We start from the raw sequence: 18,421 nt of genomic DNA on the forward strand, positions 1-18,421 counted from the left end.
TTTCGGGTGCCTATCACCTTGTGGGTAGTTGGGGTGTATATGGAGGTAACCGGGCAGTAATCCGCTTGTCGTTCCTCCAGAATCCTCTCCATGAACTTGCCTGTCGGGCGGTCTGTGACCCACACAGCGCGGCACGGCAGACGAGGTGGCCCAGGGGCCACGTATCACTTCAAGGAGCCTGGAGACGACCATGAGTCACTTCTTAGATCGGCTGAATTTCTTCCGCAAGGCGCGCGAGCCCTTCGCCAACGAGCATGGCGAGGCCCGTGACGAGTCCCGGGGCTGGGAAGACAGCTACCGTCAGCGCTGGCAGCACGACAAGGTCGTGCGCAGCACCCATGGCGTGAACTGCACCGGCTCCTGCAGCTGGAAGATCTACGTCAAGAACGGCCTGGTCACCTGGGAGACCCAGCAGACCGATTACCCGCGCACCCGTCCTGACCTGCCCAACCACGAGCCACGGGGCTGCCCGCGTGGCGCCAGCTACTCCTGGTACATGTACAGCGCCAACCGCCTCAAGTACCCGCTGGTCCGCAAGCCGCTGCTCAAGCTGTGGCGCGACGCCCTCAAGGAGAAACCGGATCCGGTCGACGCCTGGGCCTCCATCGTCGAGGACCCGGCCAAGACCAAGCTGTACAAGCGGGCCCGCGGCATGGGCGGCTTCGTGCGGGCCAACTGGGACGAGCTCAACGAGCTGATCGCCGCCTCCAACGTCTACACCGCCAAGCAGTACGGCCCGGACCGCATCCTCGGCTTCTCGCCGATCCCCGCCATGTCCATGGTCAGCTACGCCGCGGGCAGCCGCTACCTGTCGCTGATCGGCGGCGTCTGCATGAGCTTCTACGACTGGTACTGCGACCTGCCGCCGGCCAGCCCCCAGACCTGGGGCGAGCAGACCGACGTGCCGGAATCGGCCGACTGGTACAACTCCGGCTACATCATCGCCTGGGGTTCCAACGTGCCCCAGACCCGTACCCCGGACGCCCACTTCTTCACCGAAGTGCGCTATAAGGGCACCAAGACTGTCTCCATCACCCCGGACTACGCCGAGGTCTCCAAGCTCACCGACGAATGGCTGTCGGTCAAGCAGGGCACCGACGCCGCGCTCGGCATGGCCATGGGCCACGTGATCCTCAAGGAGTTCCACCTCGACAACCCCAGCGCCTACTTCACCGAGTACGTGCGCCAGTACTCCGACATGCCCTTCCTGGTCGAGCTGGAGCCCCGTGAGGACGGCAGCTACGCCCCCGGCCGCCAGATGCGCGCCAGCGACTTCGAGGCGAGCTTGGGCCAGGACAACAATCCGGAGTGGAAGACCGTCGCCTGGGACGAGACCCGCGACCAGTTGGTTGTGCCGCGCGGCTCCATCGGTTTTCGCTGGGGCGAGACCGGGGATGAGGTGGGCAAGTGGAACCTCGAGTCACTCGATGCCGAAGGCGCCGAGATCAAGCCGCTGCTGTCCCTGGCCGAGCACCATGACGACGTGGCCCGGGTCGCCTTCCCCTACTTCGGCGGTATCACCCACGAGCACTTCGACCACGTGGCCGGCAACGAGCTGCTGTTCCACAGCCTGCCCGTCAAGCGCCTGAAGAAGGCCGACGGCAGCGACGTGCTGGCGGTGACCGTGTTCGACCTGATGTGCGCCAACTACGGCATCGACCGCGGCTTCGGAAAAGAGGGCGAGGACGACGGCGCCACGTCCTACGACCAGATCCGCCCCTACACTCCGGCCTGGCAGGAGAAGATCACCGGCGTGCCCGCCGAGCAGGTCGCCCGCATCGCCCGTGAGTTCGCCGACAATGCCGACAAGACCCAGGGTCGCTCCATGATCATCGTCGGTGCGGCGATGAACCACTGGTACCACATGGACATGAATTACCGCGGCCTGATCAACATGTTGGTCATGTGCGGCTGTATCGGTCAGAGCGGCGGCGGCTGGGCCCACTACGTGGGACAGGAGAAGCTGCGCCCGCAGACCGGCTGGACCCCGCTGGCCTTCGGCCTCGACTGGCAGCGCCCGCCGCGCCACATGAACTCCACCTCGTTCTTCTACAACCACTCCTCCCAGTGGCGCTACGAAAAGCTCGAGATCAAGGAGATCCTGTCGCCGCTGGCCAAGGCCGAGGACTACCCCGGCAGCCTGATCGACTTCAACGTGCGCTCCGAGCGCATGGGTTGGCTACCCTCCGCGCCGCAGCTCGGCACCAACCCGCTGCGCCTGGCCAAGGCCGCGGAAGCCGCCGGCATGTCCACCAAGGACTACGCGGTACAGCAGCTCAAGAGCGGCGAGCTGGCGTTTGCTGCGGAAGATCCGGACAACGCCCAGAACTTCCCGCGCAACATGTTCATCTGGCGCTCCAACCTGCTGGGAAGCTCGGGCAAGGGCCACGAGTACATGCTCAAGTACCTGCTGGGCACCCGCCACGGTATCCAGGGCAAGGACCTGGGTGATTTCGGCGGCCAGAAGCCGCAGGAAGTGAAGTGGCATGACGAGGCGCCGGAAGGCAAGCTCGACCTGGTGGTCACGCTGGACTTCCGCATGTCCTCCACCTGCCTCTACTCGGATATCGTGCTGCCCACGGCCACCTGGTACGAGAAGGACGACCTCAACACCTCGGACATGCACCCGTTCATCCACCCGCTGACCGCGGCCACCGACCCGGCGTGGGAGTCGCGCAGCGACTGGGACATCTACAAGGGCATCGCCAAGGCCTTCTCGAAGGTCTGCGTGGGCCACCTGGGCGAGGAGACCGACCTGGTCACCCTGCCGCACCAGCACGACTCTCCCGCCGAGCTGGCCCAGGTCGAGGTAAAGGACTGGAAGAAGGGCGAGTGCGAGATGATCCCCGGCAAGACCATGCCGGCGCTGATCGAGGTCAAGCGCAACTATCCCGAAACCTACGAGCGCTTCACCTCCGTGGGACCGCTGCTGGAGAGCATCGGCAATGGCGGCAAGGGTATCGCCTGGAACACCGATAGCGAGGTCGAGCTGCTCGGCAAGCTCAACCACTGCAAGCTGGACGGACCGCACAAGGGACGCCCGCAGATCGAGACGGCCATCGATGCCGCCGAGATGATCCTGACCCTGGCGCCGGAGACCAACGGCCATGTGGCGGTCAAGGCCTGGGACGCACTGTCCAAGATCACCGGCCGCGACCACACTCACCTGGCGAGGCCCAAGCAGGAGGAGAAGATCCGCTTCCGCGACGTGGTCGCCCAGCCGCGCAAGATCATCTCGAGCCCGACCTGGTCCGGCTTGGAGGACGAGCACGTTTCCTACAACGCCGGCTACACCAACGTCCACGAGATGATTCCGTGGCGCACCGTCAGCGGCCGCCAGCAGTTCTACCAGGATCACCCCTGGATGCGCGCCTTCGGCGAGAGCCTGCTGGTCTACCGTCCGCCGATCAACACCAAGACGGTCACCGGGTTCGACCTGCCCGAGGACAACGGCTATCCGGCCAAGGCGCTGAACTGGATCACCCCGCACCAGAAGTGGGGCATCCACTCCACCTACAGCGACAACCTGCTGATGCTGACGCTGAACCGCGGTGGCCCGGTGGTGTGGATGTCGGAGACCGATGCCCAGGAAATCGGCATCGAGGACAACGACTGGATCGAGCTCTACAACGCCAACGGCGCCATCACTGCGCGGGCCATCGTCAGCCAGCGGGTCAAGGCCGGCATGGTGATGATGTACCACGCCCAGGAGCGCAACGTGAACGTGCCGGGCTCCGAGGTCACCAAGACCCGCGGCGGCATGCACAACTCCGTGACCCGGGTCTGCCCCAAGCCGACCCACATGATCGGCGGCTACGCGCAGCTCTCTTACAGCTTCAACTACTACGGAACCGTTGGCTCCAACCGCGATGAATTCGTCCTGATACGCAAGATGAAGAGAATCGACTGGCTCGACGGCGAAGGCAACGACAGCGTTCAGGAGGCCGTGAAATGAAGATTCGTTCCCAGGTAGGCATGGTCCTCAACCTCGACAAGTGCATCGGCTGTCACACCTGCTCGATCACCTGCAAGAACGTCTGGACCAGCCGTGAAGGCATGGAATACGCCTGGTTCAACAATGTCGAGACCAAGCCCGGCATCGGTTATCCGAAGGAGTGGGAGAACCAGAAGAAGTGGAAGGGCGGCTGGCTGCGCCGTGCCGATGGCAAGATCGAGCCGCGCATCGGCGGCAAGTGGCGGGTGCTGGCGAACATCTTCGCCAACCCCGACCTGCCCGAGCTCGACGACTACTACGAGCCGTTCGACTTCGACTACGAGCACCTGCATACCGCCAAGCAGGCCGATCACCAGCCGGTGGCGCGTCCGCGCTCGCTGGTCTCCGGTGAACGCATGAAGAAGATCGAATGGGGTCCCAACTGGGAGGAGATCCTCGGCACCGAGTTCGCCAAGCGGCGCAAGGACTCCAACTTCGAGAAGATCCAGGCCGACATCTACGGCCAGTTCGAAAACACCTTCATGATGTACCTGCCGCGCCTGTGCGAGCACTGCTTGAACCCCACCTGCGTGGCCTCGTGCCCCAGCGGCGCGATCTACAAGCGGGAAGAGGACGGCATCGTCCTGATCGACCAGGACAAGTGCCGCGGCTGGCGGATGTGCATCTCCGGCTGCCCGTACAAGAAGATCTACTACAACTGGAAGACCGGCAAGTCCGAGAAGTGCATCTTCTGCTACCCGCGCATCGAGGCGGGCATGCCGACCGTGTGCTCCGAGACCTGCGTGGGCCGCATCCGCTATCTCGGCGTGCTGCTCTATGACGCCGACCGCATCGAGGAAGTGGCAAGCTCGCCGGACGAGCGCGACCTCTACCACCGTCAGCGCGAGATCTTCCTGGACCCCAACGACCCGGAAGTGATCGCCCAGGCCAAGCGGGACGGCATCACCGACAACGTCATCAAGGCCGCCCAGGCGTCGCCGGTCTACAAGATGGCCATGGACTGGGGGCTGGCGCTGCCGCTGCACCCGGAATACCGCACCCTGCCGATGGTCTGGTACGTGCCGCCCCTGTCGCCGATCCAGTCCGCCGCCGAGGCTGGAAAGATCGAGTACGACGGCGTGCTGCCCAAGATCGAATCGCTGCGGATCCCGGTGCGGTATCTCGCCAACATGCTCACCGCCGGTGAGGAGGAGCCCGTGGTGCTGGCGCTCAAGCGGCTGATGGCGATGCGTGTCTTCATGCGCAACCGGCACGTGGAAGGCAAGCACGATACCGACGTGCTCGACGCCGTGGGCCTCTCCGAGGCGCAGGTGGAGGAGATGTATCGCTATCTCGCCATCGCCAACTACGAGGATCGCTTCGTGATTCCCACCAGCCACCGCGAGATGGCCACCGAAGCCTTCCCCGAGCGCGGCGGCTGCGGCTTCAGCTTCGGCGACGGTTGCCACGGCGAGAGCAAGCCGAGCCTGTTCAACGGTCGTTCCCAGACCACTTCACTGGTCAAGCCGGTGGACGTCTTCGATCCCAAGGCCAAGGCCGGGAAGACGCCTGCCAAGGAGAAGCAACATGGCTGATGCGGCACTCCAGTTACCCCAGTCCGAGCCTGGCATGCGCAGCCTGCGCGTGCTGGCCCGCCTGCTGGACTACCCCACCGAGGCGCTGCAAGGCGCTGTGGATGAACTGATCGAGGCGCTTTATGTCGAGCGCCGCCTGACGTCAGCGCTGCGCGGCGACCTGATGAGCTGGTGCCAGCGCATCAGTGAGGGCGACCTGCTGGAACTCCAGTCAGAGTACGTGGCGCTGTTCGACAAGGGCCGCGCCCACTCGCTGCTGCTGTTCGAGCATGTCCACGGAGAATCCCGTGACCGCGGCCAGGCCATGGTCGACCTGATGAACGAGTACCAGGAAGCCGGCTTCGAGCTGGATGCCCGGGAACTGCCGGACTATCTGCCGCTGTTCCTCGAGTATCTCTCCACCCGCAGCGAGGCCGAGATTGGCCGCTGGCTTGGCGAGATACGTCACATCCTGGCGCTGCTGGCGGCGCGGCTGGAGGAGCGCGGCGCCGACCACGCCCTGGTGATGCGCGCTCTGCTTGCGATGATCGGCGCCGAGGCGGAGGTGGAAGCCCAGCGCGAGACCGTGGTGGGGGAGAGTCGTGACGACACCCCCGAGGCGCTGGATGCGGTGTGGGAAGAGGAGGCGGTGCGCTTTTCCGCCAAGTCCGATGAGGACTGCGCGCTGCAGTCCGCCGAAGGGCGCCGTCTGGCCGAGCGCAAGCGCGAGACCCAGAGCCAGCCGGTACGGATCATGTCACCCGGGGCGGATGCGCCTCGCGTGAGCGGTCGTTAACAGGAGAACTGTCATGTTTGACGCCATTTCCACCTATCTCAATCACCTGATCTACGGCTACTACCCGTACCTCGTCGGCACCGTCTTCCTGATCGGCAGCCTGATGCGCTACGACCATGGCCAGTTCACCTGGAAGACCGGCTCCAGCCAGATGCTGTCGTCGAAGAACATGCGCCTGGCCAGCAACCTCTTCCATGTCGGCATCATCGTGATCTTCTTCGGCCACCTGTTCGGCATGCTGACGCCGCACTGGATGTACGGCCGGTTCCTGGACGCCGGCACCAAGCAGCTTCTCGCCATCGTGGTGGGCGGCATCGCCGGCGCCATGTGCGTGGTGGGCGGCGGCATGCTGCTGCATCGCCGCCTCACCAACGTCCGGGTTCGGGCCTCATCGAGCACCATGGATACCGCCATCCTCGGCCTGATCGTGTTCCAGGCGGCGCTGGGAATGCTCACTATCCTCTTCTCCCTGGGCCACATGGACGGCGAGATGATGGTCACCCTGGCCAGCTGGGCCCAGGCGATCGTCTTCTTCGGCGGCGGCGCCGCCTACTACATGGAAGAGGTCTCCTGGATCTACAAGCTGCACATCTTCGTCGGCCTGACCATCATCCTGCTGTTCCCGTTCTCGCGACTGGTGCATGTCTGGAGCGTACCGTTCGGCTATATCACCAGGCGCTACCAGCTGGTTCGCCGCCGGGGTTGAGCACAAGCTGGCTGCGCTTCGGCTTCGCAATCTCGAAGTCTCCCGTGAGGGGCGCCGGGGGCAAGCCGAAGAGGAGGTCCTTCGCCATGGGTGAGGAGCACTGCTCCGAACGGGCTGACCATCGCTCGCTCAGCTTCGCGAATAATGGCACCACCGAGCGGGCCGGGGACAGGTGGACGAGGAGGTCTTTTTCCAGGGATGGAAAAAGTAGCGTCCAGGGAAGGATTCACAGTGCCTCCTCGGAAACCTGGTCCCCGGCTCTGCTCCGGCAAGATTATTGAGGTGAATGACATGCAAATGATCGAGATCGAACAGCTGCCGGGCCGCGTCACACCGCCGCCCATCAGGGTCGGCGGCAAGGCCATCGACGAGGAGAGCATCGCCCGGGAGATGCAGTACCACCCCGCGGCCAATGCCGGCGAGGCGCAGCTTCAGGCCGCCCGGGCCCTGGTGGTACGCGAGCTGCTGCTCCAGCGCGCCGCCGTGCTGGGCCTGGTGGCGGCCGACGAGGCCGAGGAAGGCGACAACGACGCCGCCATCGCCAGCCTGCTGGAGCAGGAGCTGGAGGTGCCGGAACCCTCGGAGGCCGACTGCCGGCGCTTTTTCGACGCCGCGCCGGAGCGCTTCAGCGAACCGACCCGGCTGGCGGTTCGTCACATCCTGCTGGCGGCGGCGCCGGACGATGCGCCGGCCCGCGACACCCAGTACCGCCTGGGCGAGTCGCTGATCGCGGAGCTGGAGACCATCCCCGAGCGCTTCACCGAGTTCGCCATGCGCCACTCGGCGTGTCCGTCGAAGGAGGAGGGCGGCGAGCTGGGCTGGCTGGCACCGGGACAGACCGTTGGTGAACTGGACCGTGCCCTGCAGCACCTCCCCGAAGGGCTCCATGAGCGGCCGCTGGCCTCGCGCTATGGCTGGCACGTGATCCTGATCGACCAGCGTGCCGAGGGTCAGCCGCTGCCCTTCGAGCAGGTCGTCGACCGTGTGCGCCACAACCTGCGTGAGCAGGCCACGCGACGCGCCCTTCGCCACTACCTGTTGGCGCTGGAAACCGAGATCGGTGTCGAAGGAGTAGAGCTCGACGATGATGCCGCCGGCAGCTTGATGCAATAGGAGAGATTCCATGGCCCATGTTCACGCCGATACCCCCTTCGCACCGCTCGGCATCGCCGTGCTGACCGTGTCCGATACGCGTGGCTTCGACCGCGACGGCAGCGGCGACCTGCTCAGCGAGCGCCTGTCCGAGGCGGGCCATGCGCTGGTGGAACGTCGCATCGTGCCCGACGATATCTACCGCATCCGCGCGGTCGTCTCGAAGTGGGTGGTACGCGAGGATATCCAGGTGATCCTGGTCAACGGGGGCACGGGATTCACCACTCGGGATACCACGCCGGAAGCGCTGATGCCGCTCTTCGACCGCTCGGTGGATGGCTACGGCGAGCTGTTCCGCCAGCTCTCCTTCGAGAGCATCGGTACCTCGACCGTCCAATCGCGGGCGGTGGGTGGCGTGGCCAACCGCACGCTGATCTTCGCCATGCCCGGTTCGCCCAAGGCCTGCGCCACCGCCTGGGACGGCATTCTCGAAAGCCAGCTCGATGCGCGCACCCGGCCGTGCAATTTTGTCGCCATGGTCATGCCTGAGCAGCAGGCATGTGGCTCTCGGGAGTTACCGAAAGTGCCTGACCATGGTCAAGGAGCGCGTGTATGACCTGTGCCACTCTTGCCAAGGGCCTGCTCGACCTGGAAGTCGCCAGGGCGCGGATGATCGCCGCCGCCGAGCCGATCCGCGGCGAAGAATTCGTGGCGCTCGACCAGGCCGTCGGCAGGGTGCTGTCGCGCCACCTGGTCGCTCGCCTGGACATGCCGAGCATCGACAACAGCGCGATGGACGGCTATGCCCTGTGCCTGGCAGAACTCGGTGAACGGGGCCTGCCCGTCGTGCTGCGGGTGCCGGCGGGTGCCGCGGTCTCGGCGCTGCCCGAAGGGGGCTGCGCGCGCATCTTTACCGGTGCACCGGTGCCTACGGGTGCCGACTGCGTGATTCCCCAGGAGCGGGTCACGCTGGATGGCGAGGGCCGCATGCACGTCAGCGGCGAGGCGAAGCCGGGGGCGAATATCCGCCGCCGGGGCGAGGAGTACCGTGCCGGCGATGCGCTGCTGCCGTCCGGAGCAACCCTGAACCCAGCGGCCCTTGCCATGCTGGCGAGTCAAGGCATAGCCGAGGTTCCGGTACTGCCGCGCCTGACGGTGGCGCTGATCTCCACCGGTGACGAGCTGATCGAGCCCGGCGAGCCTTGCCTGGCGGGGCAGGTCTACAACAGCAATCGCGTCATGCTCAGGGCGCTTCTCGAGCAGCAGGGCTGCGAGGTGCTCGACCTGGGGATCATCGGCGATACGGCGGAAGCGCTGCATGAGGCCTTCGTCGTTACCCGCGATAGTGCCGACCTGGTGATCTGCACCGGCGGCGTGTCGGTGGGCGAGGAGGACCATGTGCGGCCGGTACTCGAGGCGCTGGGCGGGCTGGTGTTCCACGGCGTGGCGATCAAGCCGGGCAAGCCCGTCGCCTTCGGCTTCCTGGACGATGGGTCGCCGGAAGGGGTGCCGCTCATCGCCCTGCCGGGAAATCCGGTGGCGTCGCTGGTGGGGTGGCAGCTACTGGCCAGGCCCTTCGTCCAGGGGCGCCAGGGGCGCGCCGTCGGGCCATTGCAGCAGTTCAATGTTCGTGCCGGCTTTTCGCGGCGCGGAAACCATGGCCGGCGTGAGCTGTTGCGGGTAGTGCTCGACTGGCAAGGTGGCCTTCCGGTAGCCTTTCTTGCTGGCGGGCAGGGGTCGCACATGCTGCGGGCAGCCAGCCAGGCACACGGCTATCTGATGATGGCCGCCGATACCGACGTGGAGGAAGGTCATGAATACCCCTATCTGCCCGCCGGACAGTTCGTCGACTGACCTGCTGTTCAAGCCCAAGCAGCTTCGCGAGCTGGTACACGGCGTGCCCTGGTTGGGTGAGCTCGACGAGAACGAGGTGACCTCGCTGCTGGAGGACTCGGAGCTCCGCGCCTTGAAGACCCGTGAATGGCTGTTTCGGCAAGATGCCCCGGCCCACTGGCTCTATATCGTCATCAACGGCGCCGTGCGCCTGGCGCGTTCCGCTGGCGACGGTCGCCTCGCCACCATTCGCTGCGTGGAGCGCGGCGGCACCCTGGGCGAGCTGAGCATGGTCTCCAGTGCCGGCGTCTACCTCTACTCGGCGGAAGCGCTGCGCCGTACCCATGTACTGGCCATACCGGCCCAGCGCTGTCGTGACATCATGGATCGCCAGCCCGCCTGTCGCGCCGAATTCATGAGCCGTCTGGCCCTGGAGCTCACCGAGCGCCTCGAGGACCTGGCCCTGTTGACCCAGGCCGATGCCATGTCGCGGCTTGTCAGCTACATCCTGCGTCAGTTGCCCGCCGGTCGCTCGAAATCGCCGCGGGTGGTGCGTCTCTCCATACCCAAGCGCTGGCTCGCCGCCCAGTTGGCGATGACGCCGGAGACCCTCTCGCGGCTGCTGGCCAAGCTGCGCGACGGCGGTGTCATCAGCATCGACCGCCAGCGCCTGGTGGTGCTCGACGAGCAGAAGCTGCGCGACGCCATGCTGGCCGACGACTGACGTCGCCGGCGCGGGGCGGCGCGTTGCAATAAGGGGAGGATTCATGTCCCGAACCGCTAGAAAACCTCGCACCCTGGTCTACTCCTGTTCCGGCTGCTCCGACGTGGCGCAGCTGGCCAACGACGTTGCCCTGTCGCTTGACCACACCGGGGTGGCGGAGATGTCCTGCATCGCCGGTGTGGGCGGCGGCGTGCCCGGCCTGGTGAAGACCGCCCGCTCCGGGCGCCCCATCGTCGCCATCGACGGCTGTCAGATGCACTGCGTCACCCACTGCCTGGCCAACGCCGGCGTTACTGCCACCGAACACGTGAAGCTCTATGAGCAGGGGTTTCGCAAGCGGCGCGGGCAGAGCTACGGCAGCGAGATCATTAACGAGGTCGCCGACCAGGTCGGTGAGCTGATTGCCCGGCTGCCGATGGAGACGATTCCCGCCGCTGAGCGCAGCTAACAGGGGCTGGTTGGGCCTCGTTGCCATTGAGCCCCTGGCCGGCTAGCTTGGTGGGCATCCAATGCCCACCAGGAGATCCGCATGGCTGCCCCGCACAACGAGCATGACCCCCATCTCTGGTTGGAAGAAGTGGAGGGCGAGCAGGCCCTGGCCTGGGTGGAGGCGCGCAACGCCGACAGCCAGGCGCGGCTGGCCGATTCAGAAGGCTTCGCCGAGCTGCGTGACGATCTGCAGGCGATCCTCGAGGCCGACGACCGCATCCCCTTCGTGGTCAAGCGCGGCGAGCACTTCTACAACTTCTGGCAGGACCGCGACCACCCCCGCGGGCTGTGGCGGCGCACCACCCTCGAGGAGTACCGCAAGGCGCGACCTGATTGGGAGGTGCTGATCGACCTCGATGCGCTCAACGCCGAGGAGGACGAGAACTGGGTGTGGCACGGCGCCCACTGCCTGCGACCCACCTCGCCCGATGAGCCTTGGCGCCACTGCCTGGTGTCGCTCTCCCGCGGTGGCGCCGATGCCGACGTCACTCGCGAGTTCGACCTGGTGGAGAAGCGCTGGGTCCAGAATGGCTTTTATCGCCCCGAGGCCAAGGGCAGCCTGGGCTGGATCGACCACGATACCGTCTACGCTCAGACCGACTTCGGCGAAGGCTCGATGACCCGCTCCGGCTACCCGCGCATCGTCAAGCAATGGCGGCGCGGCACGCCGCTTTCCGAAGCCGAGACGGTCTTCGAGGCCGAGCCCGACGACATGGCGGTGGGTGCCGCCCATGATTCCACGCCGGGTTTCGAGCGAGACTTCGTTAGCCGCGCCCGGGCCTTCTACGACAACGAGCTCTACCTGCGCGAGGCCGACGACACCCTGCGCCGCATCGAGGTGCCCAACTCGGCTCACAAGCAGGTGCATCGCGAGTGGCTAATCGTGGAACTGCGCGAACCCTGGGAGCTGAATGGGACCACCTATCCCGCCGGCGCCCTGCTGATCGCCGACTTCGACGCCTTCATGGCGGGCGAGCGCGACTTTCGCGTGCTGTTCACCCCCACCGAGCGCACCTCGCTCTCGGACGCCACCTGGACCCGCCATCACCTGATCCTCAACGTGCTCGACGACGTCAAGCACCGGCTCCATGTGCTGACGCCGGAAGCGGGGCGGTGGCAGCCCGAGCCGCTGGTGGGCGCGCCGGCGCTGGGTAGCGTCAGCGTTAGCGCGGTGGACGACGAGGAGAGCGACGATGTCTTTCTCATCGTCAGCGACTACCTGACGCCGACCACGCTGCTGCACGGCCGGGTCGGCGAGGAGCTCGAGACGCTCAAGCAGGCCCCGACGCTGTTCGATGCCGAGGGCCTCGAGGTGACCCAGCACTTCGCCACCAGCCAGGACGGCACGCCGGTGCCCTATTTCCAGGTGGCGCGGCGTGATCTCGAGCCGAGCGGCGATCACCCGACGCTGCTCTACGGCTACGGCGGCTTCGAGGTGCCGCTGCTGCCCGGCTACAGCCCCGGCGTGGGGCGCGCCTGGCTCAGCCGCGGCGGCGTCTACGTCGTGGCCAACATTCGCGGCGGCGGCGAGTACGGCCCGCGCTGGCACCAGGCGGCGCTGCGCGAGAAGCGCCACAAGGCCTTCGAGGATTTCGCTGCCGTGGCAGAAGATCTGATCGAGCGCGGCGTCACCTCGCCGCAGCGGCTGGGCATTCAGGGTGGCTCCAACGGCGGCCTGCTGGTGGGTAACATGCTGACACGCTACCCGCAGCTGCTGGGCGCCGTGGTATGCCAGGTGCCGCTGCTCGACATGCGCCGCTATCACTTGCTGCTGGCCGGCGCCTCGTGGATGGCCGAGTACGGCGACCCCGACGGCGACGACTGGGATGCCTTCCTGCGCGATGTCTCGCCCTATCACAACCTCGACCTCGCGGCCGATTACCCACCCATGCTGCTGATGACCAGCACTCGCGACGACCGCGTCCACCCGGGCCACGCACGCAAGATGATGGCGCGCATGTGCGAGCAGGGGCACGAGGTGCTCTATTACGAGAACATCGAAGGCGGCCACGGCGGTGCGGCTGACAACCGCCAGCGCGCCCACATGCAGGCGCTGACGTTCAGCTTTCTCGGGCAGCAATTGATGGGCTAGAGGATGGCTTCGGCGCATGACCATGCCGGGCCTGGAAGCGCTGCAGTTCGCGGAGCTGCGGCGCCTGCCCGGTGAAGATCTCCACGTAGGCGGGGATGCGCTGCATGCGCACCTCGAGCGCCTCCTGGGTTTTCATCGAGATGTAGCCAATCTGGGTGAGGTAGATGGTGCGGCCGCGCACGTTGGCGGCCAGCGGTTCAAAGCCGTAGCGCTCGAACATCCGCGTCAGCGCGTCGATGCGCGTTTCGTCCGCGGTATCGATCTCCCTTGATACCTCGTCCGACTGCAGTGCCCAGCTGCGCATCGCAAACTCCAGCTGGGAGTCGAAGAGCGCGGGGTCCAGCCAGCAGTCGAAGACGTTGAGGATCGCCTCGGTAATGCTCTCGGCGTAAGCCTCGGTCTGCCGCACCAGGCCCTGGGTGTTCTTTTCCCGCCAGCGCTCGACCAGGGCGTCCAGCAGCGCCTCGCGATCCTTGAAGAACCAGTAGAAGCTGGTGCGCGAGACGTCGAGCCGCTTGGCCAGCGGCAGGATCCGCACGCTATCCACACCGGAGTCGAGCAGCAGCTCGAAGGCGGCGTCGAGCCAGGCTTCGCGGGAGCCTTTCCATTTGGTGTCGCTGTTACTACCTGTCGGCATCGAGAGGGTCTCGCTGTTTCGGGTGCCCGGCCACTATATATCCTTCACCAGCCGCAGGGCGTCATAGATCGCCGCATGGGTATTCCGTGACTCGACGGCGTCGCCGATGCGGAACAGCTGGAAGCTGCCGTCCGGGTTACGGACAACCGCCTGGGGCTGGCCGGCGATCAAATCGTCGTAGTTCACTTCGCCGCCGTTGCTGGAATGTGGCTTCAGATCGAAGTAGACGTCGGCCATCGGTGTGATGCCGTAGTTGACCACCACCTGGTCGATGCGCCGCTCCTGGTCCAGGTCCAACTGATCCTGAACGGCATAGTCGCTGGTTATCCTGGCAAGCAGCTCTCCTTCTCCCCGCTGTACGGACTTCAGCCGGTAGGTGGGGGTGAAGGTGACGTTGGGGCGCTGCAGGGCGCGCATGTAGGGCACCAGGTTCATGGCCATGATCTCCGCCGAGAAGGAGCGGTCCGGCGTCATGATTTCGAGCTCGGCCCCGGTGGCAGCGATGACTTCCGCCGCCTGCAGGGCGGCATGATCGCCGGCATCGTCGAACAGCAATACCCGGCTTCCCGGCGCCACGTGGCCGGAAAGGATGTCCCAGGTGTTGACCACCAGATCGTGCCCGACCTCGGGCTGGTCCTCCATGGGATAGCCGCCGGTGGCCACGATCACCACATCCGGCTTCTCGGCGAGCACCTCCTCGACCTCGGCCCAGACGTTGTAGCGGATCTCGACGCCGAGCGCCTCGCAGCGCGCAAGGCGCCAGTCGACGATGCCCATCATCTCGCGGCGGCGCTTGCTCTGCGCCGTGAGGCGCACCTGCCCGCCGGCATCGCTGGCGGCTTCCAGCACGACTACCTCATGGCCCCGTTCGCCAGCGACCCGGGCGGCCTCAAGCCCCGCGGGGCCGGCGCCGACGATCACCACCCGGCGCTTTTTCGCGGCCGTGGGGATGGTGTGGGGCATGGTAGTTTCGCGCCCGGTGGCGGCGTTGTGGATGCAGTAGGCGGCGCCGCCCTGGTAGATGCGGTCGAGGCAGTAGTTGGCGCCGACGCAGGGGCGGATCTCTTCCTCGCGGCCTTCCATGATCTTGCGCACGATGTGCGGGTCGGCCATGTGGGCACGGGTCATGCCGATCATGTCGACCTTGCCCGAGGCGATGGCATGGCGCGCGGTGGCGACGTCCTGGATCTTGGCGCCATGGAAGGTGGGGAAGTCCACCTGGCGCCTGATCTCGCCGGCGAAGTCCAGGTGCGGGGCGCTGGGCATGCCCTGGATGGGAATCACGTCGGTGAGCCCGGCGTCGGTGTCGATATGCCCGCGGATCACATTGAGGAAGTCGACCAGGCCGCTCTCCTTCAGGCGCCGCGAGATCGCCATCCCGTCGCCGGCCGTGAGACCGCCCGGCAGCATCTCGTCGCCGGTATATCGCACCCCGACGATGAACGTCTCGCCGACCCGCTGGCGAATGGCCCGCAGCACGTCGAAGGTGAAACGCAGCCGGTTTTCCAGATCGCCCCCGTAAGGCGCTTCGAGGGTGTTGGTCAGCGGTGACCAGAACTGATCCATCAGGTGGCCGTAGGCCTGCAGCTCGATGCCGTCGAGGCCGGCGGCGTGCATGCGCTCGGCGGCATCGGCGTAGTCACGGATCAGGCGCTCGATGTCCCACTCCTCGACCTGCTTGGGAAAGGCGCGGTGTGAAGCCTCGCGGCGATGAGAAGCCGATACCGCCGGTAGCCAGTCGCCCTTGTCCCAGCGGGTACGCCGACCCAGATGCGTCAGCTGGATCATCACCGCGGTGCCGTGCTCATGGCAGGCGTCAGTGAGCTCACGCATCCAGGGCACCACCTCGTCCTTGTAAGCCAGGATGTTGTTGAACACCGGGGGGCTGTCCTTGGCTACCGCTGCTGATCCTGCAGTCATGGTCAGGCCGAGACCGGCCCGGGCCCGCTCGACGTGATACTCACGATAAAGCGCCTTGGGCATCCCCTCCTCGGGGTAGGCGGGCTCGTGGGACGTCATCATGAGCCGGTTCTTCAGCGTGAGATGCTTGAGCTGGAAGGGCTGCAGCAGCGGATCGTTGGCCATGGCCAGGCCTCCATCTTGTTGTTTGTCTCACAACAGTAGTGATGGATGTACATAGGTGTCAATAATATGTTCATCGATGTCTAAGGCGGACGATGAAGACCATCTTGCGACGAGGCTTGCGGCCACCCTTCTCTCATCGGCGCGTACTCATCTCAGCGCCGCCTGATGCCGATACGACGTCCGGCCGCTGCCGGCCAGGCGTCCGGTTCGGCTCGGGGCAGGGCGGCGATGGCCCCGACCACCGGTTCCGGAAACGCCGCCGAGCGCCCGCTCTGCTGGTCGATGCCCATCAGCATCTGCTCGCTGGTGGCCAGCAGCTCGCTCTGGCCATCGTGCATGGAGAAGAACACATGCAGCCGCTTGGCGTCGCGGTCCAGCAGGGTGATGTCCACGGCCAGCTGCTGACCCTCGTGGGCCTCCCGCCGGTAGCAGAGGTGGGTTTCCAGGGTATAGATCGTAAGCCCTTGTAGTGTCCGACCTTTTTCGTCGAGGCCGATCCTGTCCATCAGCGCCTCCACCGCCAGGGAGAAGACCCTGGCGTATTCGGCGTCGTTCATATGGCCGTTATAGTCGACCCACTCGGGGGCGACTCGAATCTCCAGCAGTACCATTTCATTTCCCCTGAATGGGTGTCGTCGATGTCAGGCTTTTTCTGTGCCGATCGAGGCGTTCCGACCAGGTAATGACCGCTTTGGAAAAAATGCAACTGTCGATAGTCAAAATAGCGCTGAAAGCCTCGCTCAGTGCGAAGCTGGCATTATTGACTAAGGTATGGGAGAACACTATCAGGGCTAACGCCTAACAAACGCTCGATTGAGGAATAACAAGATGCTGCTCAAGAAGACCTTACTGGCTAGCGCCGTGATCGGTGCCATGCTGGCGACTGCCGCCAATGCAGAGACCCTGCGCTGGACTCGCTCCGCGGACAGTCTGACCATGGATCCCCACTCCCAGAACGAGGGGCCGACCCACTCGGTCAACCACCAGATCTTCGATACCTTGCTCTATCAGGACATGGACGTAGAGTACCAGCCGGGCCTGGCGACCGAATGGCACGTCAAGGAGGACGAGCCCACCGTCTGGGTGTTCAAGATCCGCGAAGGCGTGACCTTCCACGAGGGCCAGGCGCTGACCGCCGAAGACGTGGTGTTCTCGCTCAACCGCGCCCGCCACGAGCATGCCGACATGCGTGGCCTCCTGACCTCCATCTCCGAGGTTCGCGCGGCCGACGACTTTACCGTCGAGGTGGTGACCCACGAACCCAACCCGCTGCTGCCCAACAACCTCACCAACCTGTTCATCATGAGCCGTGAATGGGCCGAGGAGCATGGCGTCGAGGAGCCGCAGAACTATGCGGCGGGCGAAGAGACCTACGCCGTGCGCAACGCCAACGGCACCGGCCCCTTCCGCGTCGAGAGCCGCGAGCCCGACGTGCGCACCGAGTTCGTGCGCAATGATGAGTACTGGGGCATCGACCACTATCCAATGGAGATCTCGCGGCTTGTGTTCACGCCCATCGAGTCGGCTTCTACCCGCGTGGCGGCGCTGCTCTCCGGTGAGGTCGACTTCCTGCAGGAAACCCCGGTGCAGGACATCGAGCGCCTGGGCAGTGCCGATGGCCTCAAGAACGAGCAGGGCGCGGAAAACCGCACCATCTTCCTTGGCATGCAGATGGGAGCGGCAACCCTTGAGACCGCCGATACCGACGACAATCCCTTTGCCGACCGTCGCGTGCGCGAGGCCATCAACCTGGCGGTGGACGCCACCACCATCCAGACGGCGGTGATGCGCGGCAACTCCGAGCCCGCCGGCATGATCGCCCCGCCCTTCGTCAACGGCTACACCGAAGAGATGGACGTGGTACTGCCCGCCGACCTCGACCGTGCCCAGGAGCTGATGGCAGAGGCCGGATACGGCGACGGCTTCCGCGTCACCTTGCAGTGCCCCAACGACCGCTACGTCAATGACGAGCAGATCTGCCAGGCAGTGGTCAGCATGCTCGCGCGTATCGGGATCACCGTGGACCTGGTGGCCCAGACCCGCTCGCTGCACTTCGCCGAGCTGGCCCGTGGCGAGTATGACTTCTACATGCTGGGCTGGGGCGTGCCGACGATGGACTCCGAGTACGTCTTCAACTACCTCTACCACACCAAGGAGGACGACCGCGGCAGCTGGAACTTCACCGGCTACTCCGATGAGCGGGTGGACGAGCTGACCGTGGCCATGGGCCAGGAGACCAACGAGGATGCGCGCAACGAGATGATCGCAGAGGCATGGCAGATCGTGCATGACGAGATCGTCTACATCCCGATCCACCACCAGATGCTGACCTGGTCGATGCGCGACGATATCGACTTCAAGGTGCAGAGTGAGAATACGCCGCATTTTAAGTATCTGAAATTCAATTAAGAGACACTGATTTATTGCTGCGCTCGTTATCCTGGTCGCCGGCGGTGCTC

General features: G+C 65.4%; 14 protein-coding genes. 11 read left to right on the forward strand and 3 right to left on the reverse strand.

The features are described from left to right. Positions 1-190: 190 nt before the first annotated feature. The 10 genes from DU505_RS12870 to DU505_RS12915 all read left to right on the forward strand — a co-directional run bounded on the left by DU505_RS12870 (position 191) and on the right by DU505_RS12915 (position 13,240). A complete protein-coding gene (locus DU505_RS12870) occupies positions 191-3,955 on the forward strand; it encodes a nitrate reductase subunit alpha (RefSeq protein ID WP_114479400.1) in 3,765 nt (1,254 codons plus the stop codon). Then, positions 3,952-5,529: a nitrate reductase subunit beta gene (narH, locus tag DU505_RS12875; RefSeq protein WP_114479401.1), complete on the forward strand. Its 1,578-nt coding sequence runs from the start codon at positions 3,952-3,954 to the stop codon at positions 5,527-5,529. The genes DU505_RS12870 and narH overlap by 4 nt, the downstream gene beginning before the upstream one ends. Beyond that, a complete protein-coding gene (gene narJ, locus DU505_RS12880; protein ID WP_114479402.1) occupies positions 5,522-6,304 on the forward strand; it encodes a nitrate reductase molybdenum cofactor assembly chaperone in 783 nt (260 codons plus the stop codon). Before narH ends, narJ begins: the two co-directional genes overlap by 8 nt. A 13-nt stretch (positions 6,305-6,317) precedes the next feature. Beyond that, positions 6,318-7,010, forward strand: coding sequence for a respiratory nitrate reductase subunit gamma (gene narI, locus DU505_RS12885; protein ID WP_114479403.1), 693 nt, complete (start codon positions 6,318-6,320; stop codon positions 7,008-7,010). Between the two features lie 291 nt (positions 7,011-7,301). Continuing rightward, positions 7,302-8,123 (forward strand): peptidylprolyl isomerase, encoded by an 822-nt coding sequence (locus DU505_RS12890; RefSeq protein ID WP_114479404.1) that lies wholly within the window; start codon positions 7,302-7,304, stop codon positions 8,121-8,123. 10 nt (positions 8,124-8,133) lie between these two features. Beyond that, the gene (gene moaB, locus DU505_RS12895; protein ID WP_114479405.1) at positions 8,134-8,718 is read left to right on the forward strand and encodes a molybdenum cofactor biosynthesis protein B; all 585 of its coding nucleotides are present in this window, start codon (positions 8,134-8,136) and stop codon (positions 8,716-8,718) included. Further along, positions 8,715-9,956 carry a molybdopterin molybdotransferase MoeA gene (locus DU505_RS12900; RefSeq protein ID WP_114479406.1) on the forward strand — a complete coding sequence of 414 codons (1,242 nt, stop codon included), beginning with the start codon at positions 8,715-8,717 and terminating at the stop codon, positions 9,954-9,956. The genes moaB and DU505_RS12900 overlap by 4 nt, the downstream gene beginning before the upstream one ends. After that, positions 9,916-10,659 carry a Crp/Fnr family transcriptional regulator gene (locus DU505_RS12905; RefSeq protein ID WP_114479407.1) on the forward strand — a complete coding sequence of 248 codons (744 nt, stop codon included), beginning with the start codon at positions 9,916-9,918 and terminating at the stop codon, positions 10,657-10,659. The genes DU505_RS12900 and DU505_RS12905 overlap by 41 nt, the downstream gene beginning before the upstream one ends. 43 nt (positions 10,660-10,702) lie before the next feature. Continuing rightward, positions 10,703-11,107 carry a putative zinc-binding protein gene (locus DU505_RS12910; protein WP_114479408.1) on the forward strand — a complete coding sequence of 135 codons (405 nt, stop codon included), beginning with the start codon at positions 10,703-10,705 and terminating at the stop codon, positions 11,105-11,107. 75 nt (positions 11,108-11,182) lie between these two features. After that, entirely contained in the window at positions 11,183-13,240 is a 2,058-nt protein-coding gene (locus DU505_RS12915; protein WP_281271460.1) for a prolyl oligopeptidase family serine peptidase, read from the forward strand. Here DU505_RS12915 and DU505_RS12920 read toward each other — a convergent pair. From DU505_RS12920 to DU505_RS12930, 3 genes are all read right to left on the reverse strand, one after another. Beyond that, complete coding sequence (locus DU505_RS12920; protein ID WP_114479410.1) at positions 13,209-13,877, reverse strand: TetR/AcrR family transcriptional regulator; 669 nt, start codon at positions 13,875-13,877, stop codon at positions 13,209-13,211. The two genes, DU505_RS12915 and DU505_RS12920, sit on opposite strands and share 32 nt — an antisense overlap. A gap of 33 nt (positions 13,878-13,910) precedes the next feature. After that, the gene (locus tag DU505_RS12925) at positions 13,911-15,962 is read right to left on the reverse strand and encodes an NADH:flavin oxidoreductase (protein ID WP_114479411.1); all 2,052 of its coding nucleotides are present in this window, start codon (positions 15,960-15,962) and stop codon (positions 13,911-13,913) included. Between the two features lie 152 nt (positions 15,963-16,114). Further along, positions 16,115-16,573: a thioesterase family protein gene (locus DU505_RS12930; protein WP_114479412.1), complete on the reverse strand. Its 459-nt coding sequence runs from the start codon at positions 16,571-16,573 to the stop codon at positions 16,115-16,117. 217 nt (positions 16,574-16,790) lie between these two features. On the opposite strand from DU505_RS12930, the gene DU505_RS12935 reads away from it, so the two are divergent. Next, on the forward strand, positions 16,791-18,371 hold the full coding sequence (locus DU505_RS12935) for an ABC transporter substrate-binding protein (protein WP_114479413.1): 1,581 nt from the start codon (positions 16,791-16,793) through the stop codon (positions 18,369-18,371). The last annotated feature ends 50 nt before the right edge of the window (positions 18,372-18,421 follow it).

The organism is Billgrantia montanilacus, assembly GCF_003336675.1.
Lineage (GTDB): Bacteria > Pseudomonadota > Gammaproteobacteria > Pseudomonadales > Halomonadaceae > Halomonas > Halomonas montanilacus.